The sequence below is a fragment of the Sinorhizobium sp. M4_45 genome (genome assembly GCF_002885915.1).
Lineage (GTDB): Bacteria > Pseudomonadota > Alphaproteobacteria > Rhizobiales > Rhizobiaceae > Sinorhizobium > Sinorhizobium meliloti_A.
Map to the genome: position 1 here is coordinate 470,479 of NZ_NWVE01000002.1, position 17,386 is coordinate 487,864.

12 protein-coding genes and 2 tRNA genes are annotated in these 17,386 nt (G+C 63.8%); 8 read left to right on the forward strand and 6 right to left on the reverse strand.

What is annotated here, in order from left to right:
* Window positions 1-18: 18 nt before the first annotated feature.
* Entirely contained in the window at window positions 19-3,480 is a 3,462-nt protein-coding gene (locus CN933_RS07915) for a chromosome segregation SMC family protein (RefSeq protein WP_018094470.1), read from the forward strand.
* Window positions 3,481-3,676: 196 nt separating this feature from the next.
* Entirely contained in the window at window positions 3,677-6,373 is a 2,697-nt protein-coding gene (gene ppdK / locus CN933_RS07925) for a pyruvate, phosphate dikinase (RefSeq protein WP_018094471.1), read from the forward strand.
* A 42-nt stretch (window positions 6,374-6,415) separates the two neighbouring features.
* On the opposite strand, the gene CN933_RS07930 is transcribed toward ppdK, so the two are convergent.
* Window positions 6,416-6,664: a hypothetical protein gene (locus tag CN933_RS07930; RefSeq protein WP_018094472.1), complete on the reverse strand. Its 249-nt coding sequence runs from the start codon at window positions 6,662-6,664 to the stop codon at window positions 6,416-6,418.
* A 168-nt stretch (window positions 6,665-6,832) separates the two neighbouring features.
* Entirely contained in the window at window positions 6,833-7,222 is a 390-nt protein-coding gene (locus CN933_RS07935) for a hypothetical protein (RefSeq protein WP_018094473.1), read from the reverse strand.
* A 294-nt stretch (window positions 7,223-7,516) separates the two neighbouring features.
* On the opposite strand from CN933_RS07935, the gene CN933_RS07940 reads away from it, so the two are divergent.
* Window positions 7,517-8,425 (forward strand): DUF1499 domain-containing protein, encoded by a 909-nt coding sequence (locus tag CN933_RS07940; protein WP_018094474.1) that lies wholly within the window; start codon window positions 7,517-7,519, stop codon window positions 8,423-8,425.
* Between the two features lie 52 nt (window positions 8,426-8,477).
* Here the strand turns inward: CN933_RS07940 and CN933_RS07945 are convergent, their stop codons facing one another.
* A complete protein-coding gene (locus tag CN933_RS07945; protein WP_026168556.1) occupies window positions 8,478-9,386 on the reverse strand; it encodes an MBL fold metallo-hydrolase in 909 nt (302 codons plus the stop codon).
* 235 nt (window positions 9,387-9,621) lie between these two features.
* Between CN933_RS07945 and CN933_RS07950 the strand changes: the two genes are divergently transcribed.
* The 3 genes from CN933_RS07950 (at window position 9,622) to CN933_RS07960 (ending at window position 13,594) form a co-directional block, all read left to right on the forward strand.
* Window positions 9,622-9,696: transfer RNA gene (locus CN933_RS07950), tRNA-Gln, on the forward strand.
* Window positions 9,697-10,032: 336 nt separating this feature from the next.
* Window positions 10,033-10,629: a hypothetical protein gene (locus CN933_RS31795; protein WP_234704904.1), complete on the forward strand. Its 597-nt coding sequence runs from the start codon at window positions 10,033-10,035 to the stop codon at window positions 10,627-10,629.
* A gap of 346 nt (window positions 10,630-10,975) precedes the next feature.
* Complete coding sequence (locus CN933_RS07960) at window positions 10,976-13,594, forward strand: mechanosensitive ion channel family protein (protein WP_026168558.1); 2,619 nt, start codon at window positions 10,976-10,978, stop codon at window positions 13,592-13,594.
* 85 nt (window positions 13,595-13,679) lie between these two features.
* Here the strand turns inward: CN933_RS07960 and CN933_RS07965 are convergent, their stop codons facing one another.
* Complete coding sequence (locus tag CN933_RS07965) at window positions 13,680-14,093, reverse strand: hypothetical protein (RefSeq protein ID WP_018094479.1); 414 nt, start codon at window positions 14,091-14,093, stop codon at window positions 13,680-13,682.
* Between the two features lie 278 nt (window positions 14,094-14,371).
* On the opposite strand from CN933_RS07965, the gene CN933_RS07970 reads away from it, so the two are divergent.
* Both CN933_RS07970 and CN933_RS07975 read left to right on the forward strand, forming a co-directional pair.
* Window positions 14,372-14,448: transfer RNA gene (locus tag CN933_RS07970), tRNA-Pro, on the forward strand.
* Window positions 14,449-14,642: 194 nt separating this feature from the next.
* Window positions 14,643-14,786, forward strand: a complete 144-nt coding sequence (locus CN933_RS07975) for a hypothetical protein (protein ID WP_018094480.1) — start codon at window positions 14,643-14,645, stop codon at window positions 14,784-14,786.
* Window positions 14,787-14,901: 115 nt separating this feature from the next.
* Here the strand turns inward: CN933_RS07975 and cysN are convergent, their stop codons facing one another.
* Both cysN and cysD read right to left on the reverse strand, forming a co-directional pair.
* Complete coding sequence (gene cysN, locus CN933_RS07980) at window positions 14,902-16,398, reverse strand: sulfate adenylyltransferase subunit CysN (RefSeq protein WP_018094481.1); 1,497 nt, start codon at window positions 16,396-16,398, stop codon at window positions 14,902-14,904.
* Window positions 16,398-17,351, reverse strand: coding sequence for a sulfate adenylyltransferase subunit CysD (gene cysD, locus CN933_RS07985; protein ID WP_018094482.1), 954 nt, complete (start codon window positions 17,349-17,351; stop codon window positions 16,398-16,400). Before cysD ends, cysN begins: the two co-directional genes overlap by 1 nt.
* Between the last annotated feature and the right edge of the window lie 35 nt (window positions 17,352-17,386).

The following is a 17,386-nucleotide window of genomic DNA, read 5'->3' on the forward strand; positions in this document are numbered from 1 at the left end:
CACCCCAGCGTGTCCGTCATGAAATTCACCCGGCTGCGCCTGCTCGGCTTCAAGTCCTTTGTCGAACCGACGGAATTCGTCATCGAGCGCGGCCTGACCGGGGTCGTCGGACCGAACGGCTGCGGCAAGTCCAACCTCGTCGAGGCTCTCCGCTGGGTGATGGGCGAGAACTCCTACAAGAACATGCGTGCCTCCGGCATGGACGACGTGATCTTTTCCGGATCCGGCAACCGCCCGGCGCGCAACACGGCCGAAGTCGGCCTTTACCTGGACAATAGCGACCGCACCGCACCCGCAGCCTTCAACGACAGCGACGAGATACAGGTGACGCGCCGTATCGAGCGCGAGCAGGGCTCGGTCTACCGCATCAATGGCAAGGAGGCGCGCGCCAAGGACGTGCAGTTGCTGTTTGCCGATGCGTCCACCGGCGCGCGCTCGCCCTCGATGGTGGGCCAGGGCCGCATCGGCGAGCTGATCGCCGCCAAGCCGCAGGCGCGCCGGCAGCTGCTCGAGGAGGCGGCCGGCATTTCCGGTCTCCATTCGCGCCGGCATGAGGCGGAACTCAGGCTGAAGGCGGCCGAAACCAATCTCGAGCGCCTCGACGACGTCACCTCGCAGCTCGAAAGCCAGATCGAGAGCCTCAAGCGCCAGGCGCGCCAGGCCAACCGGTTCAAGATGCTGTCGGCGGAAATCCGCCGGCACGAGGCGATCCTGTTCCATACCCGCTGGGTGCAGGCCAAGGAAGCGGAGGCCGAGGCGACCAGCCAGCTGAACCAGATCACTGCCCTCGTCGCCGAGAAGGCGCAGGCGCAGATGGAAGCCGCCAAGGCTCAGGCGATCGCGAGCCTCAAGCTGCCGGAACTGCGTGAAAACGAGGCGAAGTTCGCTGCCGGGCTGCAGCGCCTGCAGATCGCTCGCGCGCAGCTCGAGGAGGATGCCGGCCGGATCCTGCGCCGCCGTGAGGAATTGCAGCGGCGACTGGCGCAACTTGCGGAGGACATTGCCCGCGAAGAGCGGCTGGTCGCCGACAATGCCGGCATTCTCGCCCGCCTCGATCAGGAGGAGGAAGATCTGCGAGACGCGTTGGCCGAGGCGGATGATCGCGGCGCTCAGGCGCGTGAAAGGCTCGACGAGGCCAATGAAAAGCTGGCGGCGAGCGAAGCCGGTCTCGCCCGCATTACGGCCGAGCGCGCCGAGGCGCAAGCCGCGCGCAACCAGATCGAGAGAGCGCTGCGCGATCTCTCCGAGCGGCAGGCGCGACTTGCACGCCAGCTCGCGGATCAGGGGCGCGAAGTCGACGAGCTTGACGGTCAGATGGCGCGCCTCCCCGATCCGGACGAGAAGAGAGGGCAGGTGGAGCTTGCGGAGGCGGCGCTGGAGGAGGCCGAGGCCGCCGTCGCCGCCGTCGAAGAGAGACTCGCCGAGGCGCGCGCCGACGAAGCCGCCGCGCGCCCGCCCGTCGACGAGGCCCGGGCGCGGCTGAACGGCATCGAGACGGAAGCGCGAACGATCCGGCGCATGCTGGAGGCGGCCGGCGGAAGCACTTATCCGGCCGTCGTCGAGGAGATGAAAGTCGAGCGCGGCTTCGAGGCGGCGCTCGGCGCGGCTCTTGGCGACGACCTCGATTCGCCCCTGGAACAGGCGGCGCCGGCGCACTGGCGCATGCCCGGCGACGATGCGAACGATCCCGCATTGCCGGCTGGCGCCCTCCCTTTGATCGATTTCGTCCAGGCACCGGAGGCGCTGAGACGAGCGCTCCGGCAGATCGGGATCATCGAGAGCGACGAGGAGGCGGAGCGACTGCTGCCGCTCCTCAGGACCGGCCAGCGGCTGGTGACGAGGCAAGGCGCCGTCTGGCGATGGGACGGCCACGTTACCGGCTCGGAAGCGCCGAGTGCTGCAGCCCTGAGGCTCGCCCAGAAGAACCGCCTTTCCGAACTGGAAGGTGCAGCCGAGGAGGCGAGCGAGGCTTTGCTGAAGGCGGAGGCGCATCTTGCCGCTGCCGGCGCGCACATCCGCGCCGAGGATGAGCGGCTGAGGCTTTCGCGCGAGGCGCAACGCATGCTTACCCGGCAGCTCTCCGAGGCGCGCGATGCCTTGGCAGCCGCCGAGCGGGCTTCCGGCGATCTTGCCCGGCGCCGCGCGGTGCTTGCCGAGACGAAGCTCCAGATCGAGGGGCAGGCCGAGGAGATCGCCGAAGAGATCGAGGCGGCCAGGGAAGCCTCTGCCGGTCAGCCGGATCTTGCAGAGCTCGACCTGCGGCTGAGCAATCGGACGGCCGAAGTCGCGACCGACCGTGCGGCGGCGGCCGAAGCTCGCGCCGCACATGACGGTCTCGCACGCGAAAACGACGGGCGCCTCAGGCGGCTTGCGGCCATCGCCGGGGAGCGAGAGACCTGGGCAGCGAGGGCGGCGAGCGCCGAAGATCACATTGCGACGCTTCGCGAGCGCGAGGCGGAGGCGCGCGAGGAGGTCGAGGAACTGCTCGATGCGCCTGACGAGTTCGACGACAAGCGCCGCGCGCTGATGAACGAGCTGCAAAAGGCGGAGGCGTCGCGCCGAGAGGCGGCCGACAGACTCGCCGAGGCGGAAAACCACCAGCGCGAAGCGGATCGCCAGGCCGCCACCGCGCTCTCGGAACTGGCAGAGGTACGCGAAAAGCGCGGCCGCGCCGAAGAGCGGCTCGTTTCTGCGCGGGAGCGGCGTGTCGAGATAGAGGCGCGCATCCTCGAAGCACTGTCCTGCGCCCCCCATGAAGTGATGCGCCTTACCGGCCTCGGCTCCGACGAAGGACTGCCGGATATGCGCAGCGTGGAACGGGAACTCGAGCGGCTGAAGATCGAGCGGGAGAGGCTCGGCGCCGTCAACCTGCGCGCAGACGAGGAGCAGAAGGAGCTTTCGGAACGGCTCGCGGCGCTGCTCAAGGAACGCGACGACGTCATCGAGGCGATCCGCAGGTTGAGGAGTGCCATCCAGAACCTCAACCGCGAGGGCCGAGAGCGGCTGATTGCCGCGTTCGACGTGGTCAATGTGCAGTTCCAGCGGCTTTTCACCCATCTCTTCGGGGGCGGCACGGCGGAACTGCAGCTCATCGAAAGCGACGACCCGCTGGAAGCGGGGCTCGAAATCCTTGCCCGGCCGCCCGGCAAGAAGCCGCAGACGATGACGCTGCTTTCCGGCGGCGAGCAGGCGCTGACTGCCATGGCGCTGATCTTTGCCGTCTTCCTCACCAATCCGGCCCCGATCTGCGTTCTCGACGAGGTGGATGCGCCGCTCGACGACCACAATGTCGAGCGCTACTGCAACCTGATGGACGAAATGGCGGCCTCCACCGAGACCCGCTTCGTCATCATCACCCACAATCCGATCACCATGGCCCGGATGAACCGCCTGTTCGGGGTCACGATGGCGGAGCAGGGGGTCTCGCAGCTCGTCTCGGTAGACCTACAGACGGCAGAGCGGCTGCGCGAAGCCGTCTGATGGCGACCCTCCAATTTGGTGCACTGCAACAAAATCTTCGCCGAGTGCATTTTCAGCCCGGACCATATACTGTAGATGGTCTGGAGCGGGGTGAGGAAAAGTGCGTGCGCTTTTCCGCCCGCATCCCGCTCTGACTTCTTGGATTCGATCACGTTCATGATTTTAGGTCGGCGGCTGTTTCGGGTGGAGAACAGGCATGGCGAAATGGGTATATACCTTCGGTGCGGGAGAGGCCGAAGGGGGCGCGGAAGATCGCGACCGGCTGGGCGGCAAGGGGGCTAACCTCGCGGAGATGTGCAATCTCGGCCTGCCGGTGCCGCCGGGGCTCACAATCGTCACCGCTGCCTGCAACAGCTATCTCGAGAAGGACCGCTGCATGCCCGAGGGTCTGCGCGAGCAGGTCCGCGAGGGCATTGCGCGGATGGAGAAAATCACCGGGCGCGTCTTCGGCGATACGAACCGCCCGCTGCTTCTGTCGGTCCGTTCCGGCGCGCGCGCCTCCATGCCGGGAATGATGGACACGGTCCTGAACCTCGGCCTCAACGATCAATCCGTGCATGCGCTCGGCCACGACGCCGGCGATGCGCGCTTTGCCTGGGACAGTTACCGCCGCTTCATCCAGATGTATGGCGATGTGGTGATGGGGGTGGACCACGAGGTTTTCGAGGAAGTTCTGGAGGACGAGAAGGCGCGCCTCGGTCACGAGCAGGACACGGAGCTTTCCGCCGTCGAATGGCAGCACGTGATCTCACGCTACAAGGAGGCGATCGAGGAGATGCTCGGCGTGCCTTTCCCGCAGGACCCGGAAATTCAGCTCTGGGGCGCGATCGGAGCCGTCTTTTCGAGCTGGATGAACCCGCGGGCCATCACCTACCGGCACCTTCACGGCATACCGGCCGGCTGGGGCACGGCCGTCAACGTCCAGGCCATGGTCTTCGGCAATCTCGGCAATTCGTCCGCGACGGGCGTCGCCTTCACGCGCAACCCGTCGACGGGCGAGAAAGAGCTCTATGGCGAGTTTCTCGTCAATGCTCAGGGCGAGGACGTGGTCGCCGGCATCCGCACGCCGCAGAACATCACCGAAGCGGCCCGCATCGCGTCGGGTTCGGACAAGCCGTCACTGGAAAAGCTGATGCCGGAGGCTTTTGCCGAGTTCGAGAAGATATGCAACGCGCTCGAGCGCCACTACCGCGACATGCAGGACATCGAGTTCACGATCGAACGCGGCAAGCTTTGGATGCTGCAGACGCGTTCCGGCAAGCGCACGGCCAAGTCGGCGCTGAAGATCGCCGTCGACATGGCCGAGGAAGGGCTGATCTCGAAGGAGGAGGCGGTGGCGCGCATCGATCCGGCTTCGCTCGACCAGCTTCTGCATCCGACGATCGACCCTCATGCCCGCCGCGACATTATCGGTTCCGGCCTGCCGGCCTCGCCGGGTGCCGCCACGGGCGAGATCGTCTTCAGCTCCGACGAGGCCGTGCAGGCGGTCAAGGAAGGCCGCAAGGTCATTCTCGTTCGCGTCGAGACGAGTCCTGAAGACATTCACGGCATGCATGCGGCGGAGGGCATATTGACGACCCGCGGCGGCATGACCAGCCACGCGGCGGTCGTCGCCCGCGGTATGGGTACGCCTTGCGTGTCGGGCGCCGGCAGCATCCGCGTCGATCAGCGAAACGAGCTCCTGATCGCCGCGAGCGTCACGCTCCGGAAGGGCGACGTGATCACCATCGACGGCTCCTCCGGCCAGGTGCTGAAGGGCGAGATTCCCATGCTGCAGCCGGAACTTTCGGGTGACTTCGGCAAGATCATGCAATGGGCCGACGCAAGCCGCCGCATGACCGTGCGCACCAATGCCGAGACGCCGGCGGATGCGCGCGCCGCCCGCTCCTTCGGCGCCGAAGGCATTGGACTCTGCCGTACGGAGCACATGTTCTTCGAGGACGACCGCATCAATGTGATGCGCGAGATGATTCTGGCCGAAGACGAAGCAGGGCGGCGGGCCGCACTTTCAAAGCTTCTGCCCATGCAGCGCTCCGACTTCGTCGAGCTCTTTTCGATCATGCACGGCCTGCCGGTCACGATCCGTCTTCTCGACCCGCCGCTGCACGAGTTCCTGCCGAAAACCGACGAGGAGATCGCAGAGGTCGCGCGCGTGCTGACGATCGATCCCGCGGAACTTCGCCAGCGGGTCGATGCGCTTCACGAGTTCAACCCGATGCTCGGCCATCGCGGTTGCCGACTGGCAATCTCCTATCCGGAGATCGCCGAGATGCAGGCGCGCGCGATTTTCGAGGCGGCGGTCCAGGCTGCCCGCGATACCGGCGCTGCCGTCGTTCCCGAGATCATGGTGCCGCTCGTCGGCCTGCGCGCCGAGCTCGATTACGTCAAGGCGCGGATCGAGGCGGTCGCCAAGGAGGTCGTCGGCGAGGCTGGCGTGAACATCGATTATCTGATCGGCACGATGATCGAGTTGCCGCGGGCGGCCCTCAGGGCGGACACGATCGCCGAATCGGCGGATTTCTTCTCTTTCGGCACCAACGACCTGACGCAGACCACCTTCGGCATTTCGCGCGATGACGCGGCCCTGTTCCTGGCCACCTATCAGCAGAAGGGGATCATCGAGCAGGATCCCTTCGTCTCGCTCGATTTGGACGGCGTGGGCGAACTGATCCAGATCGCGGCGGAGCGGGGCCGGCGGACCAAGAACGGTTTGAAGCTCGGGATCTGCGGCGAGCATGGCGGCGATCCCGTCTCGATTCGCTTTTGCGAGGAAGCGGGTCTCGATTACGTTTCCTGCTCGCCGTTCCGAGTGCCGATCGCGAGACTTGCGGCCGCACAGGCGGCGATCAACGGCCGCGAGGTCGCCGAGGTTCAAGCTCTGGCGGCGAGCTGACGGTCGTCGATCTTCGTCCGGAGTTGCGGGATTTCTCGCCGGTCAGTGCCAGTAATAGGGGCCGCGCAGGAAGACGTCGTTGTCGTACCGGAAAGCGCGCGCTTCCGCGCGACGGTCGAGATCTATGCGCTGCAGGCAGTTCGCGAACGCATCCGTGCCCCTTCTGAAGCCGTAGGAGGCGCATGTATTTTCGTCTCTCGCTCGACGTTCCTGCGGCGACATCGACTGGCACGCGGCAAGCACCAGCCCCACGGCCGCAAGGCCAAGCAGTCTCATTGTCATCGTCGTCATCCTTGCCTCCTGACCGGCACCCATTCGCGGGGACAGAGTCCGATGGCATTCCGCTGGACGACAGGCATGATAATGCAACGCATAAGACGAAATCCGTTGGCGCGATTCAACTCGGCGACATCATGCGCCCGTTGCGCATCGCTGGTCAATCGCCCCACGGAGTGCGGTTCAGATCCGCTCGAGGACGCCGACGAAGGAGTTGGCGAAGCTCTTTAGACCGGCGGTGTGCTCGCTCGGCTGCTCGACGCGGATGGTGGTGCCGTCCTGAGCGAGACAGATGAACAGGATGATCGGTGTCTTGTCCTCCGCCTGGCCGTGGCGTATCGCGGCGATCGTCACGCAATCGTCGACGAGACCGGAAGCCGGCAGAACGAAGAGCAGCTCGGCGCCGATGTCGTGAGCCACCTTATGCGTGAAGCCGACGAAATCGTCCTTGTCGCCGGAAAAGCGGTCGAGCGAAAGCTCCAACTCGAGAAGTGCCATGGGCATTGCAGCTTCGCCCACCGGGGGCGGAGGGGCGGGGATGGCGATGTCCATGGTAGACTGCTGTGCGGCCATGATGTCTCTCCGTTGATTTGCCGCGCCTCTTGCCGGCGACGACGGCCGATGCCTCCAAATGCTGCAGCGCCGTGTGTCCGGCCAAATAGTAAACCTGAATAGGTGGTTAACGAGAATGGCAAATTTGCGGCACCCATGTGAGTGGCGCCGCCATATTCGCTCGCCCGCACTCTCTCTTTGGCCTCCATGGGGCGATCTCCATCGCCGATGGGGAAAAGATACGGGTTTGCACTACCCGAGCCATGGTCTAAGAAAGGCGAGGTCCTTTTCCGCCTCGGGGATTGATTCCGTTAGATGATTGTCCGCTACGAGCGTCCCTATTCCTACGCGGCACATTGGGCGCGCCGCATTGCCCGCATCGCCTTCATCGTTTTTCTGCTGTCGCTGCTGTCGCATCGTTTCGGTCCTCTGACGACGCCGCACTTTCTGGCGCTGGCGCTGATCGCCGGGGGCTTGGCTCTCCTTAGCGTCGTGCTGGCAACGGTCGGGCTCACGCGTCTTTGGCAGGTGGCAGCGATCGGCGGGGCCGCTTCCGTTTCGGCGCTCTTCTACGCGGCCGTTCCGCTCGGGTTCCTCGGTTATGGGGCCGTGCAATACCTGACGCGACCGGCGCTCTACGAGGTCAGTACCGATACCTCGACGCCCGCACCCTGGATCAGGACGCCTGCATCGGGGGAAAGCTGGCTCGGGCGCAAGCGTGCGGTGACGCGGGAAGACCGCGAGGCGCAGGTTGAAGCCTATCCGGGGCTTACGGGCCGGCGCTACGAAGGGGCGCTGGACCGTGTATTCCAGGGCGTGCGCAAGGTCGTCGAGCAGACGCGGATCACCATCACTGCTGAGTTCGGCGCCGACAACGCGCGGGCGGACCTCGAAGACCTCGCCGTACGACCCGAGGCAGGCGGGGATGCGAATGCCGGGCCGAACGTCATCCCCGTTCCAACCGCCCGACCCACGCAACTCGTCGACGACGGCATACCGGGACGGCGATCCAGCGACGTCGTCCTGCAAGGCGAATGGCGGAGCCTTGTCGTCGGTTTCCGATTCGACGTGCTGATCAGATTGCGCGAAGAGGCGGAAACGACCTTCGTCGATCTGCGCGTGGCTTCGCGCTACGGCCGCCATGACCTCGGCATGGGAGCCATGTTCGCCGAGGAGTTCCTGCGCGACCTCGACGCCGAGCTTCTGGGGATCGCGGGCGATTAGAAAGTGCGCGCGGTTTCCTGCCCCGGATTGCGCCTTTCAGCGATCCAACGCGTCACGCCAGCCGGTATGCGCTGGCGAGCGACGGCGGCCCCTCTGTTTCGACGCGCCCCTGCTCGATGAGGTCTTCGATATGCGCCAGCAGCGAGAGTGCCGCAGCGCCATGCAGCCGTGGGTCGGTCGAGGCATAGATCACCTTGACCATGTCGGCGATCTGCCGGTCCCCCGCACGCAGGCGTTCGAGCACCGCGCGCTCGCGCATCCTGCGATGCGCCTTCAACGCCCGCACGAAGGAGGCAGGCTCGTTGACCGCACCGCCATGGCCTGGCAGGTAGATCCGATCGTCGCGCTGGAGCAGCTTGTCGAGCGAGGCCATGTAATCGGCCATGGCTCCGTCCGGCGGCGCAACGATGCTCGTCGCCCAGGCCATCACATGATCGGCTGAAAACAGGATTCCGGTTCCATCGAGCGCAAAGGCCATGTGGTTGGCCGTATGCCCGGGCGTCGCTACCGCCGTCAGGCTCCAGCCGTCGCCTTCGACGCGTGCCCCGTCGCAAAGCGCGACATCGGGCATGAAGTCCATGTCCGAACTTTCGGCGAAGGGATTGACCTCGCCGGCATGCAGCGGCCGGGCTGCCCGGTGCGGTCCTCCGCCTACGACCATCGCGCCGGTTGCCCGGGCGAGCCTGCCGACGAGCGGAGAGTGGTCGCGATGGGTGTGGCTGACGGCGACATGCGTCACTTCGCGCCCCCTGAGCGCGGCCATCAGCGCATGGAAATGTGCCTCGTCCTCGGGGCCGGGGTCGATTATCGCGACCGAACTTCGGCCGACGATATAGGTGTTCGTGCCGTGGAAGGTAAACGGACTGGGATTGTTGACCGTGATGCGCTGTACGTTCTCGGCTACGCGCACCGGTTCGCCATAGGCGGGCTTGAAATCGAGGTCGAATTCCGGAGCTTGCATGTCCTGGCCTGTCATCCACTCGGCCTCCCGCTTGCACGAAGGCCCTCGGGAGTTTTAGGGGTCGGCGCGACCATAGGCCAAAGGCCGGGCGGAGGAAACATCGGTTCGGCCTGAAGATTGCTGCCGTACCGCGAGTGATAAATCTGCGCGCCAAACGAAGTTAAGCATTGTGAGCGCGCACGAGCTTTGCTAATCAGGCGCTCGATTTGGCGAGCAGATTACCTGCCAGTTTAGTTGGGGCGTAGCCAAGCGGTAAGGCAGCGGTTTTTGGTACCGCCATTCCCTGGTTCGAATCCAGGCGCCCCAGCCACTTCACACCACCGAACCTATACCTTGCCGAAGATGACGGCGTGGTCGATGCGCTCGACGACAGACCTGCCGACGGTAATTCGGTTTACCGGCATGAAACCGAAAAGCACCGTTTTTCTGCGGCAGTGATATTCAGACGTATTTGGCGCCGCTAGGGGGAATAGTTTCCAAAGAAACTTCGGGTTCCGCAGTAATCTTATTTTTGTATAAGTTATATATAATAATGCGTATTTTTGGCCTTCTCATCGATATCGTAAAATGCAATTTAGTATTTGTGATTGACAACAAACGTATTCGCCTATTTTCTGTAGGTCTAGTCGCGTTGGGGAATAGCGATATGAAAGCTATTATTCTTGTCAATGTCGCGTACTGCCTTGCATGGTTCATTATCGTATGTGACGCATGGGCGGGTCCATTCGGCATAGAGCAGGGACAGAGTAAAAATTCTCTTGAACTAAGAAAAGTAGCCCCACACGGCGGCATATATAATCTTCGGTCCGTCCCGCGGCGTCACCCCGATTTCGAAGTATACGCAGCAGAAATCAGCGAAAGATTTGGTGTTTGCCGTGTCAGTGCCGGATCGATGATGTTCAGGAAGGATCGGTTCGGAACAAACGTTCGATCGAAGTTCGACGAGATTGTACAGGAACTCGAAGATATTTACGGCAAGGGAAAACGCTTCGAGCATTTGAGGGCAGATCCACGCTGGCATGAAAAGCGTGACTGGGTGATGTCCATAACGCAGAACGAGCGGATGCACCGATACGAATGGTCTGCCGCGCATGGTTCGAGGCTCAAGGACGGGATCAAATATATAAAGCTGAGAGTCCAGGGCATCGGCGAGGACGTATCGTTCATCGCCCTGGAATACGACTTCGAGAACCGAGCCAAGTGCCTCGCAGAGAAAACACAGAATCTCGCAAGCACCCTGTGAGGGCGCAACGCCTCGCCTCCTGACGGCCGAGATTTGCGCGGCGGAAATTTCGTAAGGGCTGCCTCGGACGCGGACGGATCGAGGCGGGCAACAACCTCCTGCATATGCCGATAATGGCCGCCGGCGAAAGCCGACGCGTCGAATTATCCAAGCGGTGTCTCCGTTCGGAATGCGGCCGTCGTGCCGGGCGTCTGCGATGCGCTTCCGGCCGAGCAGCCGGCGCAAATCGGCGGGGTGAGGTTGGATAATCCGGTCGGCAACCTTATGGTGCGCCTTTGCAAACCCCGGGCTCGGCTTCACCGCGCTCGGCAGAGGCACGATGCAGAACACCGGAATAGGACTGATAATGACGAGCACGCGGTTCCTTCTTCGTCGCACATCCGCGACGGGCCCAACCTTCGAAAGAGCTTTGGATCAGGGCCGTTCGGTCAGCACATTGCTTCGATTGCTTCTCGTCGCTTTCCTGCTGACATTTGCACCGCCGGCCCCTGCCCAGGACAGCGGCGGACAGCCGGAAGCCGGCGCAGCAGCCGATGTGCAGGGCCAGAGTAGTGCCTTACCGGAGGTGCCGCCAAAGGCCTTTCCGGAGGAGCAGGCACGCATCGATGCCTGGCAAGCGACGCTGGAGCGTGTGGAGGCCGCGCTCCAGGCCGAACGCATAGACGACGTCACTCTTTCACAGCTGCGCAGCCAGATCGCCAAGATTCCCATGCAGGCCGCCGGGCTCAAGGCAGCACTGCAGCCGCGATTGCAGCTCGTCAATCAGCGCATCGAGCAGTTGAAGCCGGCCGACGAGCAGGCCGCCCGCAATCAGACCGAAGCGATCAAATCCGAACAGGCGCAACTACAGTCGGAGGCGGCCGGCCTGCAGGGCGTCGTCCAGCAGGCCGATCTCATCGCGCTTCGCGCCCAGCAGGATATAGACACGATCGGAGAGCGGCGGCGCGCCCTCTTTACGAGCTCCATTCTGCAGCGCTCGCAGAGCCTTGCCGATCCTTCCTTCTGGTTCGATCTGGCCGCCGCGACACCGGAGACGCTGGCGGACCAGTCCCGCGTCGTCGGGCACTGGTTCGGCGCCCTGGTCGAACGCACCGGCCGTTCGGCCGCGGGCATTCTCGTGGTCGTGATCGGCTTCGCCGCCTTTCTCCTGTCGCCGGGCCGGCGCTGGCTTACTCGGCGCACGAGCCGCGACCCTTCGGTTCTCCACCCGTCGGGGCTCGCCAAGGCGACCGCAGCGGCGGCCATCACCCTTGCCAACTTGCTGATCCCGGCTGTCGCCTTTTTCGTGCTCTACCAAGCCATGTCCATTCTGAAGGTTCTTCCGGCGGATCTGGCGACGGTCCTGCGGCCGGTCCTTTTCGGGCTGACCTTCGCATCCTTCTTTTACGGACTCTCGATCGCCGTTCTCGCACCGGAACGGCCCAGCTGGCGGCTCGTCCACGTTACGGACACGGCGGCCGAGCGGCTGATTCCGATAATAGTGGCCATGGCTGTGGTGAATGTCGGGGGCCTTGCCCTCGACGCGTTCCTGAAGGCGACCCATGCGCCCCTCTCCTTTGCCGTCGCGGCCCAAGGCCTCGGTGCCATCGCGCTCGGCATTCTCGCCATGTTCGCGCTCAGATTTGTGGCGCGCGAAGACGATGACGAGAACCCGCAGGGAACGAGCTCGGCCTGGCGCCTGCTCATTCCGGTTACCTGGGCGGTCGCCGCGCTCACCGTTATTGCGCCGCTCGCCGGCTTCGTGGCCTTCGGACGCTTCGCCGCGCTGCAGATCGTCTTCACGACGGCGGTGCTGATGAGCCTCGTGCTGTTGCTGCGCCTTGCGGACGAGGCGATTTCCTACGGCTTTTCGGTGCAGACGCGGATCGGCGGCTTCATGCGGCAGGCGATCGGCCTGAAGCCCAACACGATCAGCCAGATCGGTGTGATCCTTGCCGGGTTCGCGCGCCTGATCGTGATCATGGTAGCCGTGATGGCCCTTCTCGCGCCCTGGGGCATCCAGTCGGAGGATGTGGTCGGCACCTTCACCTCCGCCTTCTTCGGATTCGAGATCGCCGGATTTTCGTTCTCGCCTTCTGCGATTCTCGGCGCGATCGTCGTTTTCGTCGTCGTGATCGTCGCAACGCGCGGTTTCCAGAGGTGGCTCGACGGTCGCCTTTTGCCGCAAACCAGCCTCGACACCGGCCTCAGGACGTCGATCCATACGGGGGTGGGCTATGTCGGCGCTGCGATCGCGGGTCTCGTGGCCTTTTCCTATGCGGGTCTCAACCTCCAGAACGTCGCAATCGTCGCCAGCGCCCTGTCCGTCGGCATCGGTTTCGGCCTGCAGTCCATCGTCAACAACTTCGTCAGCGGGATCATCCTGCTTGCCGAACGGCCCTTCAAGGTCGGGGACCGCATCGAGGTCGGCCCGAATACGGGGATCGTCCAGCGCGTCAGCGTCAGGGCTACCCAGATCCAGACCTTCGACAATGTGACCGTGATCGTACCCAATGCCGACCTGATCAGCGGCCAGGTGGTCAACTGGATGCATGGCGACTTCTCGGCGCGCCTGAAGATTCCCGTGGGTGTCTCCTATGAATCGGACCCGGAGCAGGTGCGGCGGGTTCTGCTGGAAATCGCCATGGACAATCCGCGCGTCTTGAAAATTCCGGAGCCTTTCGTTTCCTTCACCGATTTCGGAGCCGATGCCCTGCAGTTCACCTTGTTCTGCCACGTCGGCAACATCAACGCCGATGCGGGCGCGGCGAGCGATATGCGTTTCGAAATCGCCAAACGCTTCCGCGAGGAAAAGATCGAAATGCCCTTCGGCCAGCGCGACATCCATCTTCGCGATCTCGCCAGCATCGAGGGGCTGGTCCGCGAGCTGTTCGATGGCCGCACAGCCGCGCCGGCCGCAGCGTCTCGGCCGGGGCAAACGCGCGCGAAACGTCGGAAGAGTGCGGCCGAGGCCGCCAGCGAATGAGTATGAAAGGCAGTCCCGGATGACGAAGCAGGCCCGCTGGCTTTCGGCAGCGGGCCCGGGGGGTAGCCGAGACCGTTCGAGCTGACTACTCCGCCTTTGCGCCGCCCAAAAACTCCTCGCACCAGCTCGGCCCGTTCGGACGCTTGCGGTCGCCGGCGATCCGGATCGCGCGGATGACGTAGTCGGAGGAGACGGTCAGCTGAACGGAGCAGCTCAGATATTCCGTGCGCGCGGCAGAGATGCGCTTGCCGCGTTTACCATCGGCGGTCTTTTCGTATTCCGCCGGGATCCTGCGCGTCTTGTAACCGCCCTTCCAGCTGTAAACGGTATCGCCGCCCGCTTCGACGTCGGAAATGGGTGGGCCGAACTGAGCGAAGAAGGGCCCCGCCGGCTGGCCGAGCCAGCGTGCCTCGACCGCATTTCTCGTGATCCCGGTCGTCGTCGTGCAGCCGGCAAGAAGCAGCCCGAGGGCGCCCGCCGTCATCATGCGGAAATTCATGTGTCTGTCCCTTAGATATGTCCTGAAACCTGCGGCGCGGAAGGGCCGGAATCCCCGGTTTTCCTTGCAGTCCGCCGAGGCTCTAGCGCTAAAAGCCGTGAAAGAAAATCGGCTCGGAGCATTGCCGCAGAGTAAATTGGAGAGCGTTGCAGAAACGCCCTATCGCGTATGAGACGGGGCGTGCGCGCGGCCGGAACATTTTCACCTTCAGCGCGGTCTTTTTTGCGATAGGCGCTTGTGAAATCAAAAATGCTGTTCTATAGAGGCGCCGCTGGTCACGGAGTGTAGCGCAGTCTGGTAGCGCACCACGTTCGGGACGTGGGGGTCGAGTGTTCGAATCACTCCACTCCGACCAGCTGTAAATCTCCCCCAACCGTATCGTTTGTCCGGCTTTCTGCCGGTTTGCCGGGTCGCCCTCACACATTCCGGCACGGATGCCTTTGCCGCACCTTTATTGTTCATAGAGAAACGGGTTGTTCCTGAAAATCCGTCTTATCGGAGTGAACAATCGGAGCGAATATCCTTCAAACGCAAACCCGTGAGGCAGCGATGTCGAAGGAACCTATCTTCACTCTGCGCGAAATTCTCGTCTGGGCCGCCATTCTGGGCAGTGTAGTCGGCTATCAGCTTTGGAATCATGCCGATCCACAGCCGCTGACGATCGACTTCGCAACGGTCGAGCGGCGGGCCTGACCGTATTAAGCGGCCTCCACCTTAGAAGCGCGTGCCTGCACTCAGACCGTCTCCCGATCAGAGCAGCAAAAAGGGGCCATGCGGCCCCTTTACTGACAGGCAAACGGTGAGAGCGTCAACCGTCGATCGAGTCGATGATACCCACCGCCTTCGCGGCGGTTATCCGACGCACCTCAACGTCTTCGCGGCGGGCGGCGAAGAGCTCCGTTGCCATGAGCTGATCGGCAAGATCTGCCGGCAGCGACAGGATCACCCGGCTTTCCTCGGCATGGATGCCCCCGAGCGCGGCGCGCTTGGCAGTGATCATGCCGCCCGCCACCGTGTTGTTGGTGTCGGGATCGATCAGGATGAAGGCGCCGGTCGTGCGGTTCTGCTCATAGGTGTCGAAGATCGCCTGTTCGTCGAAGGCGAGGTGCACTTTGCCGATCGCGTTCATCGGCAGTTCGTCTGCGTGGTTCCACTTGCCGCTCTTGAGTTCGAGCTGGCTGACCGGCTGCACCTGCACGCGCTGGCGGCGGCTGCCGGACTTCAGCCAGTAGCGCTTGCCCGGCTGGATGCCTTCCGGCTGCAGCGCCACGAGTTGCGCATCGAAGGCGAGCCCGGTCATCGGCTGGCTGTCGATCGAGGCGATGACGTCGCCGCGGGAAACGTCCACCTGGCGGTCGAGCACCAGCGTGATCGCGTCTCCCGCTACCGCCGCATTGCGCACGAGATCGAAGGTGACGATCTTGCTCACATTGGCGACCATGCCCGACGGCAGGATGACGACCGAGTCACCCGGCTTCACCGAGCCGCCGGCAACCGTTCCCTGATAGCCGCGGAAGCTCTCTCCCGGGCGCGATACGCGCTGCACCGGCAGGCGGAAGCCGACGGTCTGGGCGGAGCGGGTCGTGGCAAGCTCCAGAATTTCGATGAGCGTCGGGCCGTCATACCAGGGCATGGAAGCGCGGCCGTCATAGACGACGTTCTCGCCCTTGAGCGCCGAGACCGGGATTGCGGTGACCTGGCGCACCCCGAGCGAAAGGGCCAGCTCCCGGAACTCGTGCGAGATCTGGTCGAAGCGGGCGCGATCGTAATTCGTCAGGTCGATCTTGTTGACGGCGAGCACGAACTGGCGGATGCCCATCAGCGTCGCGATCGTCGCGTGGCGGCGGGTCTGCTCCAAAAGGCCGACGCGCGCGTCCACGAGCAGCACGGCGAGGTCGGCGGTCGAAGCGCCGGTCGCCATATTGCGGGTATATTGCTCATGGCCGGGCGTGTCGGCGACGATGAAGGAGCGCTTGTCGGTCGCGAAATAGCGATAGGCCACGTCGATGGTGATGCCCTGTTCACGCTCGGCCTGAAGGCCGTCGAGCAGGAGAGCGAAATCCGGAAGGCCGAGATCGTTCTGCTTGCCGCCGGAATCGCGCTGAAGGCTTGCCGCCTGGTCTTCCTTGACCGCCTTGGTGTCCCAAAGCAGCCGGCCGATCAGCGTCGATTTGCCGTCGTCGACGCTGCCGCAGGTGATGAGGCGAAGGGGGCGCGTGTCGCGCACGACCCGCGCAGTCTCCTGCATCGGAAGGGATACGACGGTTTGATCCAGGACTGCGTTCGCTGCTGCCGGTGCGGTCATCAGAAATATCCTTCGCGTTTCTTCTTTTCCATCGAACCGGCCTGATCGCGATCGATCGCGCGGCCCTGACGTTCGGAGACGGTCGCGGTTTCAAGTTCGGCAATGATGTCGTCGAGCGTGTCGGCTTCGGAGCGGATCGCGCCCGTGAGCGGGAAGCAGCCGAGCGTGCGGAAGCGGATGACTTCCTCGCGCTTGACCTCGCCGGGAAGCAGCTCGAGGCGAGGATCCTCGGCGAGGATCAGCATGCCGTCGCGCTCTACGACGGGGCGCTTCTTGGCAAAATAGAGCGGAACGATCGGGATCTCTTCCGCCTGGATGTAGCGCCAGATGTCGACCTCGGTCCAGTTGGACAGAGGGAAGGCACGGACGCTCTCGCCCTTGCGGATCATGCCGTTATAGACGTTCCAGAGTTCCGGGCGCTGATTGCGCGGATCCCAGCGATGATCGGGCGTGCGGAAGGAGTAGATGCGCTCCTTGGCACGGCTTGCCTCCTCGTCGCGGCGCGCGCCGCCGAATGCGGCGTCGTACTGACCCGCGTCGAGCGCCTGGCGCAGCGCTTCGGTCTTCATGATGTCGGTATAGAGCGCCGATCCGTGCGTGAACGGCGTGACGTTCTCGGCTGAGCCGCGCGGATTGGTGTGGGCGACGAGGTCGAGATCGTATCTCGCGGCCATCTCGTCGCGGAATGCGATCATCTCGCGGAACTTCCAGCCCGTATCGATGTGCAGGAGCGGGAAGGGGATGCGGCCGGGATAGAAGGCCTTGCGCGCAAGATGCAGCAGGACCGACGAATCCTTGCCGATCGAGTAAAGCATTACGGGGCGCTCGAATTCGGCCGCGACCTCGCGGAAGATATGTATCGCTTCGTTCTCCAGCGCCTTCAGATGCGGATCGAGCGGCGGTTTCGTGCTCTGCGGATTATGCAGTTCCGTTTCCGGAAGAGTGTGGGGCATTGCTAACTCCGGGGGAAGATCGTGGTCTTCGGGTG